Genomic DNA, 14,729 nt, shown 5'->3' on the forward strand with positions numbered 1-14,729 from the left:
GATTGTCACCTTTTCACTTTATTGTTCAAGCCAATTGTAAAAAGGAACCTGCCTTTTATACTCTTTTTGCGGTTCATTCTGCTTTGCTTGTACACGCCGGAATTTTTGGCTGTGTATTTTTGCCTGCTCCACAGTTTTAAGCCCGTTTTTCTTCCATTCAAACAAAATGCGGTCAATGTAGCGGAAACTGAGTTTTCCTGATAGTACAGCCTCTTTTAACGCGTGTTTGATCAGTTGTGCATCATGCTGATCTTGGTCCTGCCAGATCGCCAGCGTTTCACACTCCAAAGGCGATAACGGCCTTGCGAACTCTTCCTCAAAAATGGTATAAAGGCTTTTTTGTTCCCCTTCTGCTTTTCTTTCCTGTGTTTGATTCTGTGCAAGCTGAATATACTCGTACAGCTTCCCCCATAAAGGCTGAAGAGAATATTTCTCAAATTTGATGCCGTTTTGATCCTCGCATTCTTCAATAAACAGAAAGCCTTTTTGAATAAACATCCGCAATCTGTTTGTGCATTCTTCAACAGAAATTGACATACCTTCCTGCAGTTGATTCGGTGTAGGAAAATATGATCCTTTTTCTAAATGCATTTTAATTTTTAACAGCAGAATAAGTTCTGTTTCATTAAGCCCAAGCTGTTTATAATGCGTGAGCAGAAGATTGGGAATGGTTGATGTTCCCTGCTCCTGCATATCAATAAATTGCTGTTTTTTCATCGTCACACCTCTTACTGTAAAGGATTGTATTGCCCCTTTACTGTAAAAAGTCTCCCTTACAGGAGACTCTTTTTTGTTTCATTTGAATGTATTACGGATACAGACGGTTTAACAGTCTTGGGAACGGAATCGTTTCACGAACGTGAGGTGCTCCGCTGATCCAAGCTACTGTCCGCTCTAATCCAAGGCCGAAGCCGGAATGAGGAACTGATCCATATTTTCTAAGTTCAGCATACCATTTATATGCGTCAGAATCCAGTCCATGTTCTTTAAGACGCGATTCCAAAAGTTCCATATCGTGAATCCGTTCAGACCCGCCGATGATTTCTCCATAGCCTTCCGGCGCAATCAAGTCAGCGCAAAGCACAACGTCCTCACGATCAGAAGCCGGCTGCATATAGAACGGTTTTAAGGACGTCGGATAGCGAGTGATGAATACCGGTTTGTCATAGTGTTCAGCAATCGCTGTTTCATGAGGCGCTCCGAAATCATCTCCCCACTCGATATCGTCAAAGCCTTTTTCTTTCAGAAATTCAATCGCTTCATCATACGTGATTCTTGGGAACGGGGCTTTGATTTGCTCAAGTTTTGACGTGTCTCTTCCCAATGTGTTTAATTCAATTTTACAATTTTTAAGAACTGATTGCACGATGAAAGAAACGTAATTTTCCTGTACTTGAAGGTTTTCTTCAAATTCTACAAACGCCATTTCAGGTTCGATCATCCAGAATTCGATTAAGTGACGCTTTGTTTTAGACTTTTCCGCTCTGAATGTCGGTCCGAAAGAGAATACTTTTCCTAAAGCCATTGCCGCAGCTTCCATGTAGAGCTGGCCGCTTTGAGACAGATATGCATCTTCATCAAAGTACTTTGTCGCAAAGAGTTCTGTTGTTCCTTCAGGTGCGCTTCCAGTCAGAATCGGCGGATCCACTTTTACGAAGCCTTCGTTATTAAAGAATTCGTAAGTCGCGCGAATGATTTCATTACGGATTTTCATGATCGCATGCTGGCGCTTTGAACGCAGCCATAAATGTCTGTGATCCATCAAAAATTCCGTTCCGTGTTCTTTTGGTGTAATTGGATAATCGGTCGCTTCGTGAATGACTTCAATATCTGTCACAGCAAGTTCATATCCAAGCGGAGAACGCTCGTCCTCTTTGACAATCCCTTTTATATAGAGCGACGTTTCCTGCGTCACTGATTTAGCTGTTTGGAAAATGCTTTCTTCCACTTCCGCTTTTACTACGACACCCTGAATAAAACCGGTACCGTCCCGAAGCTGTAAAAACGCAATTTTCCCGCTTGAACGCTTATTAGCGACCCAAGCTCCGATCGTTACTTCCTCACCTACGTGCTTGTACACTTGGTTGATTGTTGTTTTCAACATATTTCCCTCCAAAACAAGAAAGACATTCGGAAGCTCAATGCCCCGCGAACTCTTTTATCATCACTTTATTATACCCGCTCTTAACTAACCGGGTCAATGCAGATAAAAAGCGGCTTTTCTGTCAGCCGCTTTTTGATCTGTTAGCTATGTTTTTCTACAAAACGCTTGATTCTTTCATTGGCTTTTTCAAGAAGATCTAACGATGTTGCATAAGAAAGACGGACATTCTCAGGAGAGCCAAATCCGGATCCTGGAACAATCGCAACTTTTTCCTCCTCGAGAAGCGCTTTAACAAATTCATCTACATCTTTGAAACCGCAAGATTGAGCTGCCTCTTTTGCATTCGGGAACAAGTAAAAAGCACCTTCCGGCTTCACACAGCTGAACCCTGGGATTTCTATGAGCTTTGCATAGATCGTATTTAATCTATGTTCAAATGCTTCTCTCATTTCTTCCAATGGCTCAGAAGGCCCGTTATAAGCCGCAATCGCTCCGTACTGTGCGATTGATGTCGGGTTTGACGTGCTGTGGCTTGCAAGGTTCGTCATCGCTTTAATAATGTCTTCAGAGCCTGCCGCATAACCGATTCTCCAGCCTGTCATGCTGTGGGACTTCGATACGCCGTTTATAATGACCGTTTGTTCTTTCAGTCTGTCTGACAGCTGTGCAATGGAAACATGTTTCTTTCCGCCGTATGTAAGTTTTTCATAAATTTCATCTGACACAATCAAGATATCATGTTCAAGGCACACTTCACCGAGTGCAGATAGTTCTTCTTCCGTATACATGACACCAGTCGGGTTGCTTGGAGAGTTAATAACGATTGCTTTTGTTTTTTCCGTAATTGCATTTTTCAGCTGCTTAGGCGAAATTTTGAAGTGATTTTCCTCAAGCCCTTCTACATAAACAGGCTTTCCGCCAGCGAGTTTCACCTGCTCCGGATAGCTTACCCAGTAAGGCGTTGGAATAATAACTTCATCTTCTTCATCCAAAATCACTTGGAAAAGGGTATACAGAGCATGTTTGGCACCAGTGCAGACAATAATTTGAGACGGTTTGTATTCAATATTCTGGTCGCGTTTAAATTTCTCTGCAATGCTGTTTTTCAGTTCAGCCAAACCACCGGAAGGCGTGTATTTCGTATGGCCCTCGTTCATCGAACGTACAGCGGCATCAATAATATGCTGCGGTGTATTGAAGTCAGGTTCTCCTGCTCCTAAGCCGATGACATCATGGCCTGCGGCTTTCAGTTCTTTCGCTTTCGCTGTGATTGCCAGTGTGGTTGATGGTGTTAATGCGGATACTCTTTTTGCCAGTTTCAACTTGAACTCCCCCTAATTCGTCTTAAGGCGTGATATTTTTAAGAATCTTTCCAGTTGTAAAGTCCACATAACTTAAACTGTATTGCCCTTCTTTGTCTAAGTACGTCACTTCCCAAAGCAGGACGTTTCCTTCTCTTGCCAGATGAACCTCTTTTTGCTTTGAAACCAGCCCTTCATCCTTTATGATTTTCGCCGCTTTGTCTTCAGAGATTCCCTCTTTCGCTTCTTTTGAGAGAATTTTTGCTTTTTTATCAGCAGGAACCCAGACATATATTGCAGTGCCTTTTTTATCCGTTCCCTTTACAACATAATATTTTTCTTTTCCGACAAATGTTTCGACTTGATCAACATTGGCGAGATCGGTTTCTTTTTTAGCTTCAGCTGCTGCTGCTTCATGCCCCTCTTCCTTTTGTGCCATGGCTGATTTATAAATGCTTGCCGAGACAAGAAGTACTGCTAAAAAAATAATACCAAAAATGACGGTAAATATTAATGCTTTTTTTCTCATCTTCTCACCTACGTACGATAAATGGTAAAAACGGCTTGGTTTTTGTTTTCTTCATCCAGCGCAAGGCCGAACATCAGATTATCTCTTTTCAGTGTACGATTCAATGTGTCCACAATTTTATACAGATCATCAGAATGCTCTACATTAATTGTTGAAAGAATTTCGATTTTACTTTCCATTTTTTCATCCTCCAGTTTGAACAAATATTGTTAGTCATACTCCATTTCAGGACACGCCATACTAGTATCACAGAGCGGGAAATCCGCTTTTAAATAAAACACCATCCTACTCCCACACCGCAAAAGCCGCTTTAAGCGGCTTTTAATCTTTTTCCCCTGCAACATAAGCTTCAAGCTCGCTGTCAGTCATTTCGGATACTGAGGATGTCGGCAAGGCATCAAGAAACAGCCGGCCGTAACCAGCGGTCTTAATCCGTCTGTCCAATATCATAATCGTTCCTTTGTCTCCCGCAGAACGCAGCAAGCGTCCGATTCCTTGCCTGAAGGTCAGCACAGCTTCCGGTAATGACACTGTTTGAAACGGATTCTTTCCTTTTTTGCGGGCAAGCTCACATTTTGCAGCATGAAGCGGGTGATCAGGGGACCGGAATGGGAGCCTCACGATCATTACTGTTGTCAGCTCATCACCAGGGAAATCAACGCCTTCCCAAAAATGATTTGTTCCGAGCAGGATCGCCTGATTGGATGTTTTAAAAGTCTTCATCAGTTTGCCGGGACTTCCGCCTGTAATCCCTTGTGCCAAGAGCTGAATGCCGGAAGCACTCATGTTATGCTTAAGCTCCTGGTGAACCTTTTTCAGCATATCATGGGATGTAAACAGCACAAGGATTTTAGGCTGTTTTTCCTTGGCCATCAGTTCGATATAACGGGCTGTATCCTGTATAAATTCAGGTTGCCCTGTATCCTGAATTGATTTCATATCCTTTGGAATCATCACCTGCATACGCTCATCGTAAGAAAAGGGTGACTCAATTCTCATTGTCCGCGGGAAAAAGTCACTCAGTCCCAGTCGTTCAATCATAAATTGAAAAGAACCTTCGACTGTAAGGGTTGCAGATGTCAGCACCACACTATTTTTGCGCGCGAAAAACTGATCAGCCAGAAGTTCACCAGGTTCAAGAGGCTGTGCGTAAATGGCCACTGCATTTTTCGCACCCTTTGCATCTATTTCAATCCAAACCGCTTCATCGTCATCAGACCTAAAGAAGAGCTTCTGCAACGTCTGACAGTAATGCTGCAAGCCTTTCATGCTTCTTTGGTATTCATCGGCTAAAAAGACGGTTTTGCTCTTCATACCCTTCAAATGTTTTTCCATCAGAGATGACTGCGCCTCAAAAAGCTGCTGCAAATGTGTCAGCATGGAACAAAGCCTCTCCGCACCATCCGTTAAGATCGACCAGCTTTTATCCTGGCTTTCTTTGTTCACCTTAAACACTAGACGGTTCAAGTCTTCTTTAGGTTTTCTTCGTTTGACAAAAGAATGTACAGAGCTGAAGAAAGCATCACTTTCTGCTTGAACGTGCTGAAGCCACTCTTCCAATTCGAAAAATGAATCAACCGGCAGGCTGTTTCGCTGGAATAGCTGTCTCATCTTTTTTAGAAGTCCCTGCTCCTTCAGAGTGCCGATTCTGCTCAATTTCGTATGCAATTCTATGTACGTGGCTCTTTTCCCTAAATGTTCGCTTGCCGCACGTTCAAAATGGTGTGCTTCATCAATAATAAATGTGCCGCTTTCGGGAAGCCTTTTTTTCTGACTGCCTTCATCGGTCAGCAAAAGGGAGTGATTAGTGATCACCAAATCGGAGCGCATAGCAATCTGTTTGGCCCGCTCGTAAAAACCGATCACATGCTCACTGCGACTTCTTTTATAGGAGTCATCGTCATAAGCCAATCTGTCCCACAGCAATTTTCCGCCTGAAGGCAAATTCAGTTCCGCTACATCTCCTGTATCTGTCTCTGTCAGCCAAACGAGAAGCTGTGCCTTCGTCAGTACGGCATCATAATTATCATCTTCTTCATGAAGCACCTGTTCAAATTTATACAGGCATAAATAATGCGATTGCCCTTTTAAAATCGCCGCTGTTACCGGAAATGGAAACAGATCTTGGACAATCGGCAAATCCTTTGTGAGAATCTGCTGCTGTAAAAGCGTCGAATACGTGCTGATTATGACCGGCTTTTTTGATTTCTTGGCAAAAAGCGCAGCCGGAATAAGATAGCCAATCGTTTTTCCGATGCCCGGAGGAGCTTCAATCAGCGCATGCTCACGATTGGCAAACGCATCAGCCACCTCTCTCATCATCATCATTTGGCCGTCTCTTTTTTCATACCCAGGCATTAACTCTGACAGCGCTTTTTCATTTCCCGCTTCCCAGCTTTCGATCTCAAATGAGAAGTTCTCGTCCTCATTTATACGAACATCGATAGCTTCAGGTTCTCTGACAGAAAACGAAGAAAAGCGCGTATAGCCCGGTATCTCGGTATGTCTGTTTTCATTAATGAACATATCCAACAAATGCGTCAGATCACTGATGAAATGCTGCGAAAGCCTTCTTAACTGCTTTAATGTCGGATAAGGAAGCTGCCGCAGCTTTTCAAGGATTTCCAAAAAAATAAGCCCTGTCACTTCAGCATCGCTGTCAGCCCGGTGCGGCTGATCATGCCGCAGCTGAAGCTCCTCGCTTAATTCCGTCAGCTTATACCCTTCAAATCCCGGAAAAACAATGCGTGAGAGCTCGACAGTATCAAGCACTTCACAATCTGGGAGCTGAAAGCCCGCCTTATGTAGCTCATACTTGACAAATCCAAGGTCAAAATGGATATTGTGGGCGACAAAATAAGCGCCGTCAAGCAATTGGAATACTTCTTCAGCAACTGCTTCAAATGGCTGTTCATTCTCAACCATTTGATTAGAGATTCCAGTAAGCTGCTCAATAAAAGCAGGGATTGATTTATTTGGATTAATGTATTTTGAAAACCGCTCAGTAATTTGTCCATTTTCGATTACAACCGCTGCGATTTGTATGATTTTATCGCCTTTCTTCGGCGAATTCCCTGTTGTCTCTACATCTATAACAACGAACCGTTGCTTATTCATTAAAATGGACACCTCAATTCTTGCATACGACAAAAGTGTAACACGTTTTGTACGGAAATGGAGCGGCAAAACCGTTTTACTCTCAAAATCTTAAAAGAAAACCCCCGATAAAGGGGGCTTTTCTTCTACAAAATTGTACGGGCTGGTTCGTTCCCCAGCATTTGTTCAATTTTGTTTTGATCATTCAGAACAGCCACTTTCGGCTCGTGGCTTGCCGCTTCTTGATCAGACATCATTTTGTAGGAAATAATAATGACCTTATCTCCTTCCTGCACAAGGCGTGCGGCTGCACCGTTTAAGCATATGACGCCGCTTCCCCGTTTACCAGGAATAATATACGTTTCAAGACGTGCTCCATTATTATTATTCACAATTTGTACTTTTTCATTAGGAAGCATTCCCACAGCATCAATGAGATCTTCATCAATTGTAATGCTTCCCACATAGTTTAGGTTTGCTTCCGTAACAGTTGCCCTGTGAAGTTTGCCGCTCATCATTGTTCGATACATATTATATTCTCTCCATTTCTCGAATATCAATAATGATATTATCTATTAAACGCGCTTTTGAAAAAGCAACTGCAACAGCGAGAATCATCTTTCCAGCAATTTCATTCACAGGCTCGAGTTCCGGATAGGAATAAAGCTCTACATAGTCTATGGTTCCGCTAGTCGTTTCAATGATTTCTTTTGCAGCTTTTATCACCGCTTCAGGATCTCTTTCACCGGCTTGGATCAGCTCCGCACTTGTTTGAAGGGCCCGATACAGCTTAGGCGCTTCTTTTCTTTCCTCAGCTGTTAAGTATACATTGCGAGAGCTTTTGGCTAAGCCGTCTTCCTCTCTGACCGTATCGACAGGAACCAATTCAATATCCATGAAGAAGTCACTGATTAACCCATCAACAACAGCTACCTGCTGCGCATCTTTTAAACCGAAATAGGCACGAGTCGGCTTGACTAGATTGAAAAGCTTCGTCAGTACGATCGCGACCCCGTCAAAATGTCCTTCTCTTGAGCGCCCGCATAACACGTCTGTGCGTCTTTCTACATGAATCGTGACATTCTTTTCACCGGGATACATATCCTTAGCATCTGGCGTAAAAAGAATATCAACTCCGGCGTTTTCTGCAAGAGCTGCATCCCGCTCAATATCGCGCGGATATGCTTCAAAATCTTCATTAGGGCCGAATTGTGCAGGATTCACAAAAATGCTCATAATAACGGCGTCGTTTTCTTGTCTTGCTTTGTCTGCTAAGGTTAAATGCCCCTCATGCAGAAACCCCATCGTCGGAACAAATCCGATTGACTTGCCCTCTGAATGATATTGTTTTATGGCTTCTTTCAGCTGTGAAATATCAGTAATCTGTCTCATCTTATTTTCCCCCGTACAAGCCGTCCAGCACTGTCTGGTTCATTTGAAAGGAATGCTTTTGTTCAGGGAAAGCACGATGTCTTACATCCTGAACATATCCGCTGATTGCTGTTTCGATGGTTTCATCAATGCGCGTATATTGCTTTACAAATTTAGGTGTTCTCTCAACACCGTGGCCGATAATATCATGATAAACGAGAACTTGTCCGTCTGCTTTCACACCAGCCCCGATTCCAATGACCGGTATGCTTAGCGTCTCGGCAATTTTGGCTGTGAGTTCTGCCGGCACACATTCCAGCACAAGCATCATAGCTCCTGCTTCTTCGCATTTTATACTGTCTTCTATTAATTTTTTGGCGCTTTGTTCGTCTTTGCCCTGTACTTTATAGCCGCCCAGTACGCCGACTGACTGCGGTGTCAAACCTAAGTGACTGACTACTGGAATGCCTCCAAGCGTTAATGCGCGAATGGATTCAAACACGCCTTCTCCGCCCTCAAGCTTCAGTGCGTCAGCTCCGCTTTCCTGAACGATAGCCGCTGCATTTTTTAGCGTATCTTCCTTGGACAGGTGATAAGACATAAACGGCATATCTGTCACAATAAAGGTATTCGGCGCACCCCTTTTAACGGCTTTTGTATGATGGATCATGTCCGCAACTGTCACACCGACAGTTGAATCAAGGCCGAGGACGACCATTCCGAGTGAATCACCGACTAAAATCATGTCAACTCCCGCTTGTTCAGCAAGTTTAGCTGCCGGATAATCATAAGCGGTCAGCATGACAATCGGTTCTTCAGACTCCTTCATTTTTAGAAAATCCAGTTTTGTTTTCATGTTTTCTCCTCCTCATGTTTAGAGGAGATGATCTGCCGTTTTCTTCTGCAAGCCAAAAAACCTTCCGTTACAACGAGAAGGATTCTTCACTTTCTAAAGTTCGGCGAGTTTCATCCCTCTGTCCCAGTCCTTTTTTGGATCAAGGCAGACTGCTGCAATGTCTATCTATTTTAATAATAGGTGCAGTTCGCAGGCGATACTGCCCAATGGAAGTATACCAAAATCAACGGGCTTGTACCAACACATTAGCCCAATTCGATATCGGCAGAATAGATTTTTTTAATGCCTTCGTTCGTTTCTAAAAGCAGAACGCCTTCATCATTTATACCTAACGCCTTACCGTAAAAGGTTCCGTTTAACGTTCTGGCTCTCATATTAGTGCCAATACCGAGCGCATAGCTTTCCCATAAAAGCTTAATCGGCGTAAATCCGTGCGTCATATAATCCCGGTACCGTTTCTCAAAGCATAGTAAAATATGCTGGATGACGCCGGCCCGATCAATTTTTTCCCCAGCAGCTTGGCTGAGGCTTGTCGCGATGTCCTTCAATTCATCTGGAAAATCATTAGGCTGCTGGTTAACGTTAATGCCGATCCCAATGATCACTGAACGTACGCGGTCTTCTTCAGCCTGCATTTCCGTTAGGATGCCAACTGTTTTTTTTCCGTTAATCAAAATATCATTTGGCCATTTAATATCCGTTTGGATGCCTGCTGCCTCTTCTATTCCCTGCACAACAGCTACTGCAGCAAGCAGAGTCAGCTGCGGTGTTTTTTGGAGCGGAATGTCAGGCCGCAAAATCAGGCTCATCCAAACACCGTTTCCTTCTTGAGAATGCCATACCCTAGACATTCGGCCCCTTCCGGCTGTTTGTTTGTCAGCTACCACGAGGGTGCCTTCCGGTGCGTTATTATTCGCGAGCTCATGAGCCGTTTTTTGCGTGCTTGAAAGAACGTCATGGTAAATAAGATGCTGGCCCATCACTTCCGTTTTTAATCCAAAACGAATTTCGCTTTCACTGAGTTTTCCGGGCTTTTTGATGAGCCGATATCCTTTTCTTCTAACGGCTTCTACTTCATAACCCTCTTTCCGAAGCTCTTCAATATGCTTCCACACAGCAGTTCTTGAACAGCCGAGAGCATCACTGATTTTTTGGCCGGAAATAAATTCATTGCCGGCCTGAGAAAATAATTCAATAAGGTCTTTTCTTAATGTTGACCGCATGTCTTCAGCCACTCCTCTATGTGTTTCTTTTGATTGGAGAGCTTCCCTGTCACAACAGCCTGCTCGATCCGCTGTAATTCTTCCGACACCCATTTTCCGGCCGGCCGGTTTCGAAGCGCAAGCAAGTCCTTACCCGTGATATCAAGGTCCTTAAGGCTTTTGATCGGCAGGTTTTGATAAGTGTACTGAATGTCCTTCAGTTTCTTTTCATCCAGTTTTTCGTTTTGCCGAAGCTGCGATATTTTGGCCGCTGAGAGCAGTGCTTTTTCCCCAGCTCTGTACATTGTCATTGCGTCAAGGCTCTGGCCAAACGTACCGGCAATGTGAATGGCTTCCTTGATCACTTTTCCCGGGAGCTTCCAGGCTTTCAGGAAAAGGGGCGCGTCTTTCAAAACTATGCCAAGGTTAATTAAAAGAGCAGCCCAAAGCTCCTCACGGGATGTTAAAGAGAAGAATGGAAACTCACTCGTTGAAATCAGGTTTTCTCGTTTATGATAAAAACCAGGAAGCTCTTCATACAATCTCGTTTGAATGAGCGTTTGAAGCGCCTGGCGAGAAGCTCTTCCCTGCAGCAATTTCTCGAACTCTATCGTTTTTCGTTCGACTGAAACATGGGAGAGGAGTGATTTTTCTTTCGCAATGGCTTCTTCTGTTTCCGGTGAAAGCGTAAAGCCAAGCTGGCTCATAAAGCGTACGGCTCTCAGCATACGAAGCGCATCCTCTTGAAATCTATCCTCAGGCTTTCCAACGGTTCGAATCACTTTCTGATCAATATCTTTCTTGCCGCCAAAATAATCAAGCACCTTCCCATCCGCTGTCATGGCCATCGCATTGATCGTTAAATCTCTGCGTTTTAGATCCTCTTCTAATGATGAGATAAATTGCACTTCTGACGGTCTTCTGAAATCAACATAATCAGATTCAGTCCGGAATGTCGTGACTTCATAGGTTTCATCCTCCCAGAGCACAATAATGGTCCCGTGCTCTTTGCCTACATCAACAGTCCGCTGAAACAGCCGTTCTACTTGATCAGGTGCCGCATCTGTCGCGATATCGACATCTCCGATCGTTCGTTTCATATAGCTGTCACGAACTGCGCCCCCGACAAAATAAGCCTGATGGCCCGCTTCGATTAAGATGCGGAGCACGGGAAGTGCTTTGATAAAAACTTTTTCCATGTGATCACTCCGGTTCTGCTAAATCGGCATAAATCTGTTCATACTGGCTGACAATTTTTTGGGAAGAAAATTCATTTTCAAGCATCTCTATTGCCGCCTTTGTAAAACGATTGCTTAGCTGTTCATCTTCTAAAATGCTCATCGCGCGGGCTGTTGCGGCCCCAACATCACCGACGTCCACCAAAAATCCGCTCACATTGTTTTTAATAACCTCAGGGATACCGCCAATGTTTGTTCCGATACAAGGCACTCCGCAAGCCATCGCTTCAAGCAGGACAAGGCCGAAACTTTCTTTTTCAGATAGCAGCAGCTTCAAATCGCTAATAGAATAAAGCTCTTCAACACGGTCTTGATTTCCAAGCATTAAGACTTGGTCTTCCAAGCCATATTTTCTGATAAGCTCGCAGGCTGTCGATTTCTCCGGACCGTCTCCGACTAAAAGCAGCTTCGCTTTCGTTTTGCCAGCGATATTGCGGAACACACGGATGACATCCTGCACGCGTTTAACCTTTCTGAAGTTGGACACATGGATGACGACTTTTTCATCTGGTAAAATTCCATGTTTCTCTTTAATCGCCTCTGTGTTTTTCTTCAGATACACGCGCTCGTCTATAAAGTTATAAATCGTTTCAATTTTTTTCTCCGGTTTAATTAAATCGTACGTTTCAGCCGCAAGCGCTGAGGAGACGGCAGTCACCCTGTCTGATGACTCAATAGCAAAACGGATCAGATCTTTTAGAGACGGATCATAACCTAACACTGTGATATCCGTGCCATGCAAAGTTGTAACAATGCCGATATTGCGTTTCAGCATTTGTTTTGCAAGATAGGCGCAAACGGCATGCGGGAGAGCATAGTGAGCATGGATAATGTTTAAATTCTCCCGTTCCGCCACCTCTGCGATTTTGCTTGCCAATGTCAAATCATACGGAGGATACTTAAAAACAGCATATTGATTAACCTCAACTTCATGAAAATGAATATTAGGATGATATGTATTCAGTCTAAACGGAATGCTTGATGTGATGAAATGGATTTCATGTCCCTTTTCAGCAAGCTGCTTCCCCAGTTCTGTCGCAATGATACCTGAGCCTCCAACGCTCGGATAGCATGTGATTCCTATTTTTAGTTTTCTCATTGTTCGCCCCCAAGCACATCATGATCAAGCATCAGCATCCGTTTGGAAAAGAAACCTTCGGCATACTCCACGCCCGCTTCTTTACCGTAAAGCTTTTCTCTCGCTTCAACGATCTCAATATACCCATTCGTCAGAGGAGTAGAAACGGAATCCTTTGACGGGATAAACTGGCTTTTGTAGGCGTTGAGGCTTTGTTTCTTTGCCTCTATTGTATCCGAGATATCAATGACAAAATCCGGCTGATGAAAACCATTTATCATATAATAGTAAACCTTGCTGACTTTATGCGCCGGAAGGCTTTTTTCGTCTTTATATTTATGGATTCCGGCGGAAAAGATCGCTTCTTCCACCAGTGCAGCCGCATTGCCGTGATCCGGGTGGCGATCCTTTTTATACGGCATAAAAACCGCTTTTGGCCGACAGGTTCTGATGACAGTGACAATCGACCGAATTGCCTGATCACTCATTATTAGGCCGCGGTCTGGAAGCGTTAGCTGAATTCTTTTATCTGCGCCTAATATGCGGGCTGCTTCAGCTGCTTCTTCTTTACGTAAACTGACCGTACCGTTAGAAGAGAGTTCCGCTTCTGTCAAATCGCATATCATTACTTTTTTTTTCCTGTTTGACAAACTTCGCTATTGTGCCGCCCATTCCGATCTCGACATCATCACTGTGGGCGCCAAAAGCAAGAACGTCAGCATTATACATTCGGCTCTTCTCCCCGAAGAAGGTCACGGAATTCGAAAACACCTTCATCAAGTGTACGGACGAGAATTTCCGCAGTACCCATATTTGTGGCGAGCGGAATGGAATACACATCACATAACCGGATTAATGCCGAGACATCCGGTTCATGCGGCTGCGCGGTCAGCGGGTCGCGCAAAAAAATGACAAGATCGAGTGCATTGGCAGCGATCAGTGCACCGATTTGCTGGTCTCCCCCTAAAGGACCGGATTGAAAACGTTCAATTTGAAGACCTGTCGCCTCTTGAATTTTCAACCCTGTGGTTCCGGTTGCGTATAAATCATGATTCTTTAAAATATCCCGATAGGCAGTCGTAAATTGAACCATGTCCTGTTTTTTCTTGTCATGCGCGATCAAAGCAATTTTCATTGTTTATCCCCCCGTCTAATCAATGATATTTTCTAAACCGTACACAAGCTGATCAATCTTCATGACTTGTTCGACTGACAGTTTAACGCCTGACATGAAAGAAGCACGGTTATAAGAATCATGGCGTATCTGAAGCGTTTGGCCATCCATGCCGAACATGACCTCCTGATGCGCGATCAGGCCCGGAAGACGGACGCTGTGCAAGCGAATGCCGTTTTGCTCCGCTCCTCTTGCTCCTGGGAGAATTTCTTTTTCATCCGGATGTCCTTGCTGCTTTTCTTTACGGACTTCTGAAATCATTTCCGCTGTTTTAAGCGCAGTTCCGCTTGGTGCGTCAAGCTTCTGGTCATGATGAAGCTCAATAATCTCAACATCCTCAAAATAGTTGGCAGCCATTTTTGAAAATTTCATCATCAGTATCGCACCGAGCGCAAAATTTGGCGCGATGATGGCTCCGATCCCTTTTTCTTCTGTTAAAGACGTGAGCTCTTTTAAATCAGCTTCTGAGAAGCCGGTTGTTCCGACAACTGGACGGACTCCGTGCTCTAATGCAATTTTTGTATGTACTTTTCCGATTTCGGGCGTTGTTAAATCAATCAAGACATCCGGTTGTGTTTCTGTAAAGCAGGTATGGATATCTGTATAAATTAAAGCATCTGACTCAACAGGCATCACATCAGATAATTTTTGCTGATCGTATGTATGGTCTATGGCCCCGACAAGGTCAAAATGAGGTGTTCGTTCTGCCAATTTAACAGCTTCCTGCCCCATTCTTCCACGCGGTCCCGCAATGACTACTTTAATTGTTTCGTTTGACAT

General features: G+C 43.9%; 14 protein-coding genes and 1 pseudogene. All 15 read right to left on the bottom strand.

What is annotated here, in order from left to right:
* Positions 1 to 18 precede the first annotated feature (18 nt).
* The 15 genes and pseudogenes from dnaD to dapB all read right to left on the bottom strand — a co-directional run bounded on the left by dnaD (position 19) and on the right by dapB (position 14,729).
* Positions 19 to 717, bottom strand: a complete 699-nt coding sequence (gene dnaD, locus AC0OMU_RS07755; protein WP_004398499.1) for a DNA replication protein DnaD — start codon at positions 715 to 717, stop codon at positions 19 to 21.
* A gap of 91 nt (positions 718 to 808) precedes the next feature.
* Positions 809 to 2,101, bottom strand: coding sequence for an asparagine--tRNA ligase (gene asnS, locus AC0OMU_RS07760; protein ID WP_004398777.1), 1,293 nt, complete (start codon positions 2,099 to 2,101; stop codon positions 809 to 811).
* Between the two features lie 143 nt (positions 2,102 to 2,244).
* Positions 2,245 to 3,426 carry an aspartate transaminase AspB gene (gene aspB, locus AC0OMU_RS07765; protein ID WP_474241035.1) on the bottom strand — a complete coding sequence of 394 codons (1,182 nt, stop codon included), beginning with the start codon at positions 3,424 to 3,426 and terminating at the stop codon, positions 2,245 to 2,247.
* Positions 3,427 to 3,448: 22 nt separating this feature from the next.
* Positions 3,449 to 3,934, bottom strand: a complete 486-nt coding sequence (tseB, locus tag AC0OMU_RS07770; protein WP_015383951.1) for a cell wall elongation/penicillin-binding protein regulator TseB — start codon at positions 3,932 to 3,934, stop codon at positions 3,449 to 3,451.
* A gap of 8 nt (positions 3,935 to 3,942) precedes the next feature.
* Positions 3,943 to 4,113: a YpmA family protein gene (locus tag AC0OMU_RS07775; RefSeq protein WP_003225588.1), complete on the bottom strand. Its 171-nt coding sequence runs from the start codon at positions 4,111 to 4,113 to the stop codon at positions 3,943 to 3,945.
* 142 nt (positions 4,114 to 4,255) lie between these two features.
* Positions 4,256 to 7,051, bottom strand: a complete 2,796-nt coding sequence (dinG, locus tag AC0OMU_RS07780) for an ATP-dependent DNA helicase DinG (protein WP_474241036.1) — start codon at positions 7,049 to 7,051, stop codon at positions 4,256 to 4,258.
* 125 nt (positions 7,052 to 7,176) lie between these two features.
* Complete coding sequence (gene panD / locus AC0OMU_RS07785) at positions 7,177 to 7,560, bottom strand: aspartate 1-decarboxylase (protein WP_003225586.1); 384 nt, start codon at positions 7,558 to 7,560, stop codon at positions 7,177 to 7,179.
* Between the two features lies 1 nt (position 7,561).
* Positions 7,562 to 8,422, bottom strand: coding sequence for a pantoate--beta-alanine ligase (gene panC, locus AC0OMU_RS07790; RefSeq protein WP_015383954.1), 861 nt, complete (start codon positions 8,420 to 8,422; stop codon positions 7,562 to 7,564).
* Between the two features lies 1 nt (position 8,423).
* Positions 8,424 to 9,257 (bottom strand): 3-methyl-2-oxobutanoate hydroxymethyltransferase, encoded by an 834-nt coding sequence (panB, locus tag AC0OMU_RS07795; protein ID WP_003230652.1) that lies wholly within the window; start codon positions 9,255 to 9,257, stop codon positions 8,424 to 8,426.
* A gap of 245 nt (positions 9,258 to 9,502) precedes the next feature.
* Positions 9,503 to 10,480 carry a bifunctional biotin--[acetyl-CoA-carboxylase] synthetase/biotin operon repressor gene (locus tag AC0OMU_RS07800; RefSeq protein WP_046340246.1) on the bottom strand — a complete coding sequence of 326 codons (978 nt, stop codon included), beginning with the start codon at positions 10,478 to 10,480 and terminating at the stop codon, positions 9,503 to 9,505.
* Complete coding sequence (locus AC0OMU_RS07805) at positions 10,465 to 11,658, bottom strand: CCA tRNA nucleotidyltransferase (RefSeq protein ID WP_015383956.1); 1,194 nt, start codon at positions 11,656 to 11,658, stop codon at positions 10,465 to 10,467. Before AC0OMU_RS07805 ends, AC0OMU_RS07800 begins: the two co-directional genes overlap by 16 nt.
* Before the next feature lie 4 nt (positions 11,659 to 11,662).
* Complete coding sequence (bshA, locus tag AC0OMU_RS07810) at positions 11,663 to 12,796, bottom strand: N-acetyl-alpha-D-glucosaminyl L-malate synthase BshA (RefSeq protein WP_181219671.1); 1,134 nt, start codon at positions 12,794 to 12,796, stop codon at positions 11,663 to 11,665.
* Positions 12,793 to 13,504: pseudogene (gene bshB1, locus AC0OMU_RS07815) on the bottom strand (bacillithiol biosynthesis deacetylase BshB1). Before bshB1 ends, bshA begins: the two are co-directional and overlap by 4 nt.
* On the bottom strand, positions 13,497 to 13,910 hold the full coding sequence (gene mgsA, locus AC0OMU_RS07820; RefSeq protein WP_014477171.1) for a methylglyoxal synthase: 414 nt from the start codon (positions 13,908 to 13,910) through the stop codon (positions 13,497 to 13,499). Before mgsA ends, bshB1 begins: the two are co-directional and overlap by 8 nt.
* A 15-nt stretch (positions 13,911 to 13,925) precedes the next feature.
* Complete coding sequence (dapB, locus tag AC0OMU_RS07825; protein ID WP_015383959.1) at positions 13,926 to 14,729, bottom strand: 4-hydroxy-tetrahydrodipicolinate reductase; 804 nt, start codon at positions 14,727 to 14,729, stop codon at positions 13,926 to 13,928.

The sequence above is a fragment of the Bacillus sp. FAU18 genome, from assembly GCF_056033885.1.

What these genes read in the sequence shown, in the direction of transcription:
- dinG (WP_474241036.1), bottom strand. Translation starts at nt 7,051, where the DNA reads ATGAATAAGCAACGGTTCGTTGTTATAGATGTAGAGACAACAGGGAAT.
- AC0OMU_RS07800 (WP_046340246.1), bottom strand. Translation starts at nt 10,480, where the DNA reads ATGCGGTCAACATTAAGAAAAGACCTTATTGAATTATTTTCTCAGGCC.
- tseB (WP_015383951.1), bottom strand. Translation starts at nt 3,934, where the DNA reads ATGAGAAAAAAAGCATTAATATTTACCGTCATTTTTGGTATTATTTTT.
- panD (WP_003225586.1), bottom strand. Translation starts at nt 7,560, where the DNA reads ATGTATCGAACAATGATGAGCGGCAAACTTCACAGGGCAACTGTTACG.
- dapB (WP_015383959.1), bottom strand. Translation starts at nt 14,729, where the DNA reads ATGTCAAACGAAACAATTAAAGTAGTCATTGCGGGACCGCGTGGAAGA.
- mgsA (WP_014477171.1), bottom strand. Translation starts at nt 13,910, where the DNA reads ATGAAAATTGCTTTGATCGCGCATGACAAGAAAAAACAGGACATGGTT.
- panC (WP_015383954.1), bottom strand. Translation starts at nt 8,422, where the DNA reads ATGAGACAGATTACTGATATTTCACAGCTGAAAGAAGCCATAAAACAA.
- AC0OMU_RS07775 (WP_003225588.1), bottom strand. Translation starts at nt 4,113, where the DNA reads ATGGAAAGTAAAATCGAAATTCTTTCAACAATTAATGTAGAGCATTCT.
- panB (WP_003230652.1), bottom strand. Translation starts at nt 9,257, where the DNA reads ATGAAAACAAAACTGGATTTTCTAAAAATGAAGGAGTCTGAAGAACCG.
- AC0OMU_RS07805 (WP_015383956.1), bottom strand. Translation starts at nt 11,658, where the DNA reads ATGGAAAAAGTTTTTATCAAAGCACTTCCCGTGCTCCGCATCTTAATC.
- dnaD (WP_004398499.1), bottom strand. Translation starts at nt 717, where the DNA reads ATGAAAAAACAGCAATTTATTGATATGCAGGAGCAGGGAACATCAACC.
- bshA (WP_181219671.1), bottom strand. Translation starts at nt 12,796, where the DNA reads ATGAGAAAACTAAAAATAGGAATCACATGCTATCCGAGCGTTGGAGGC.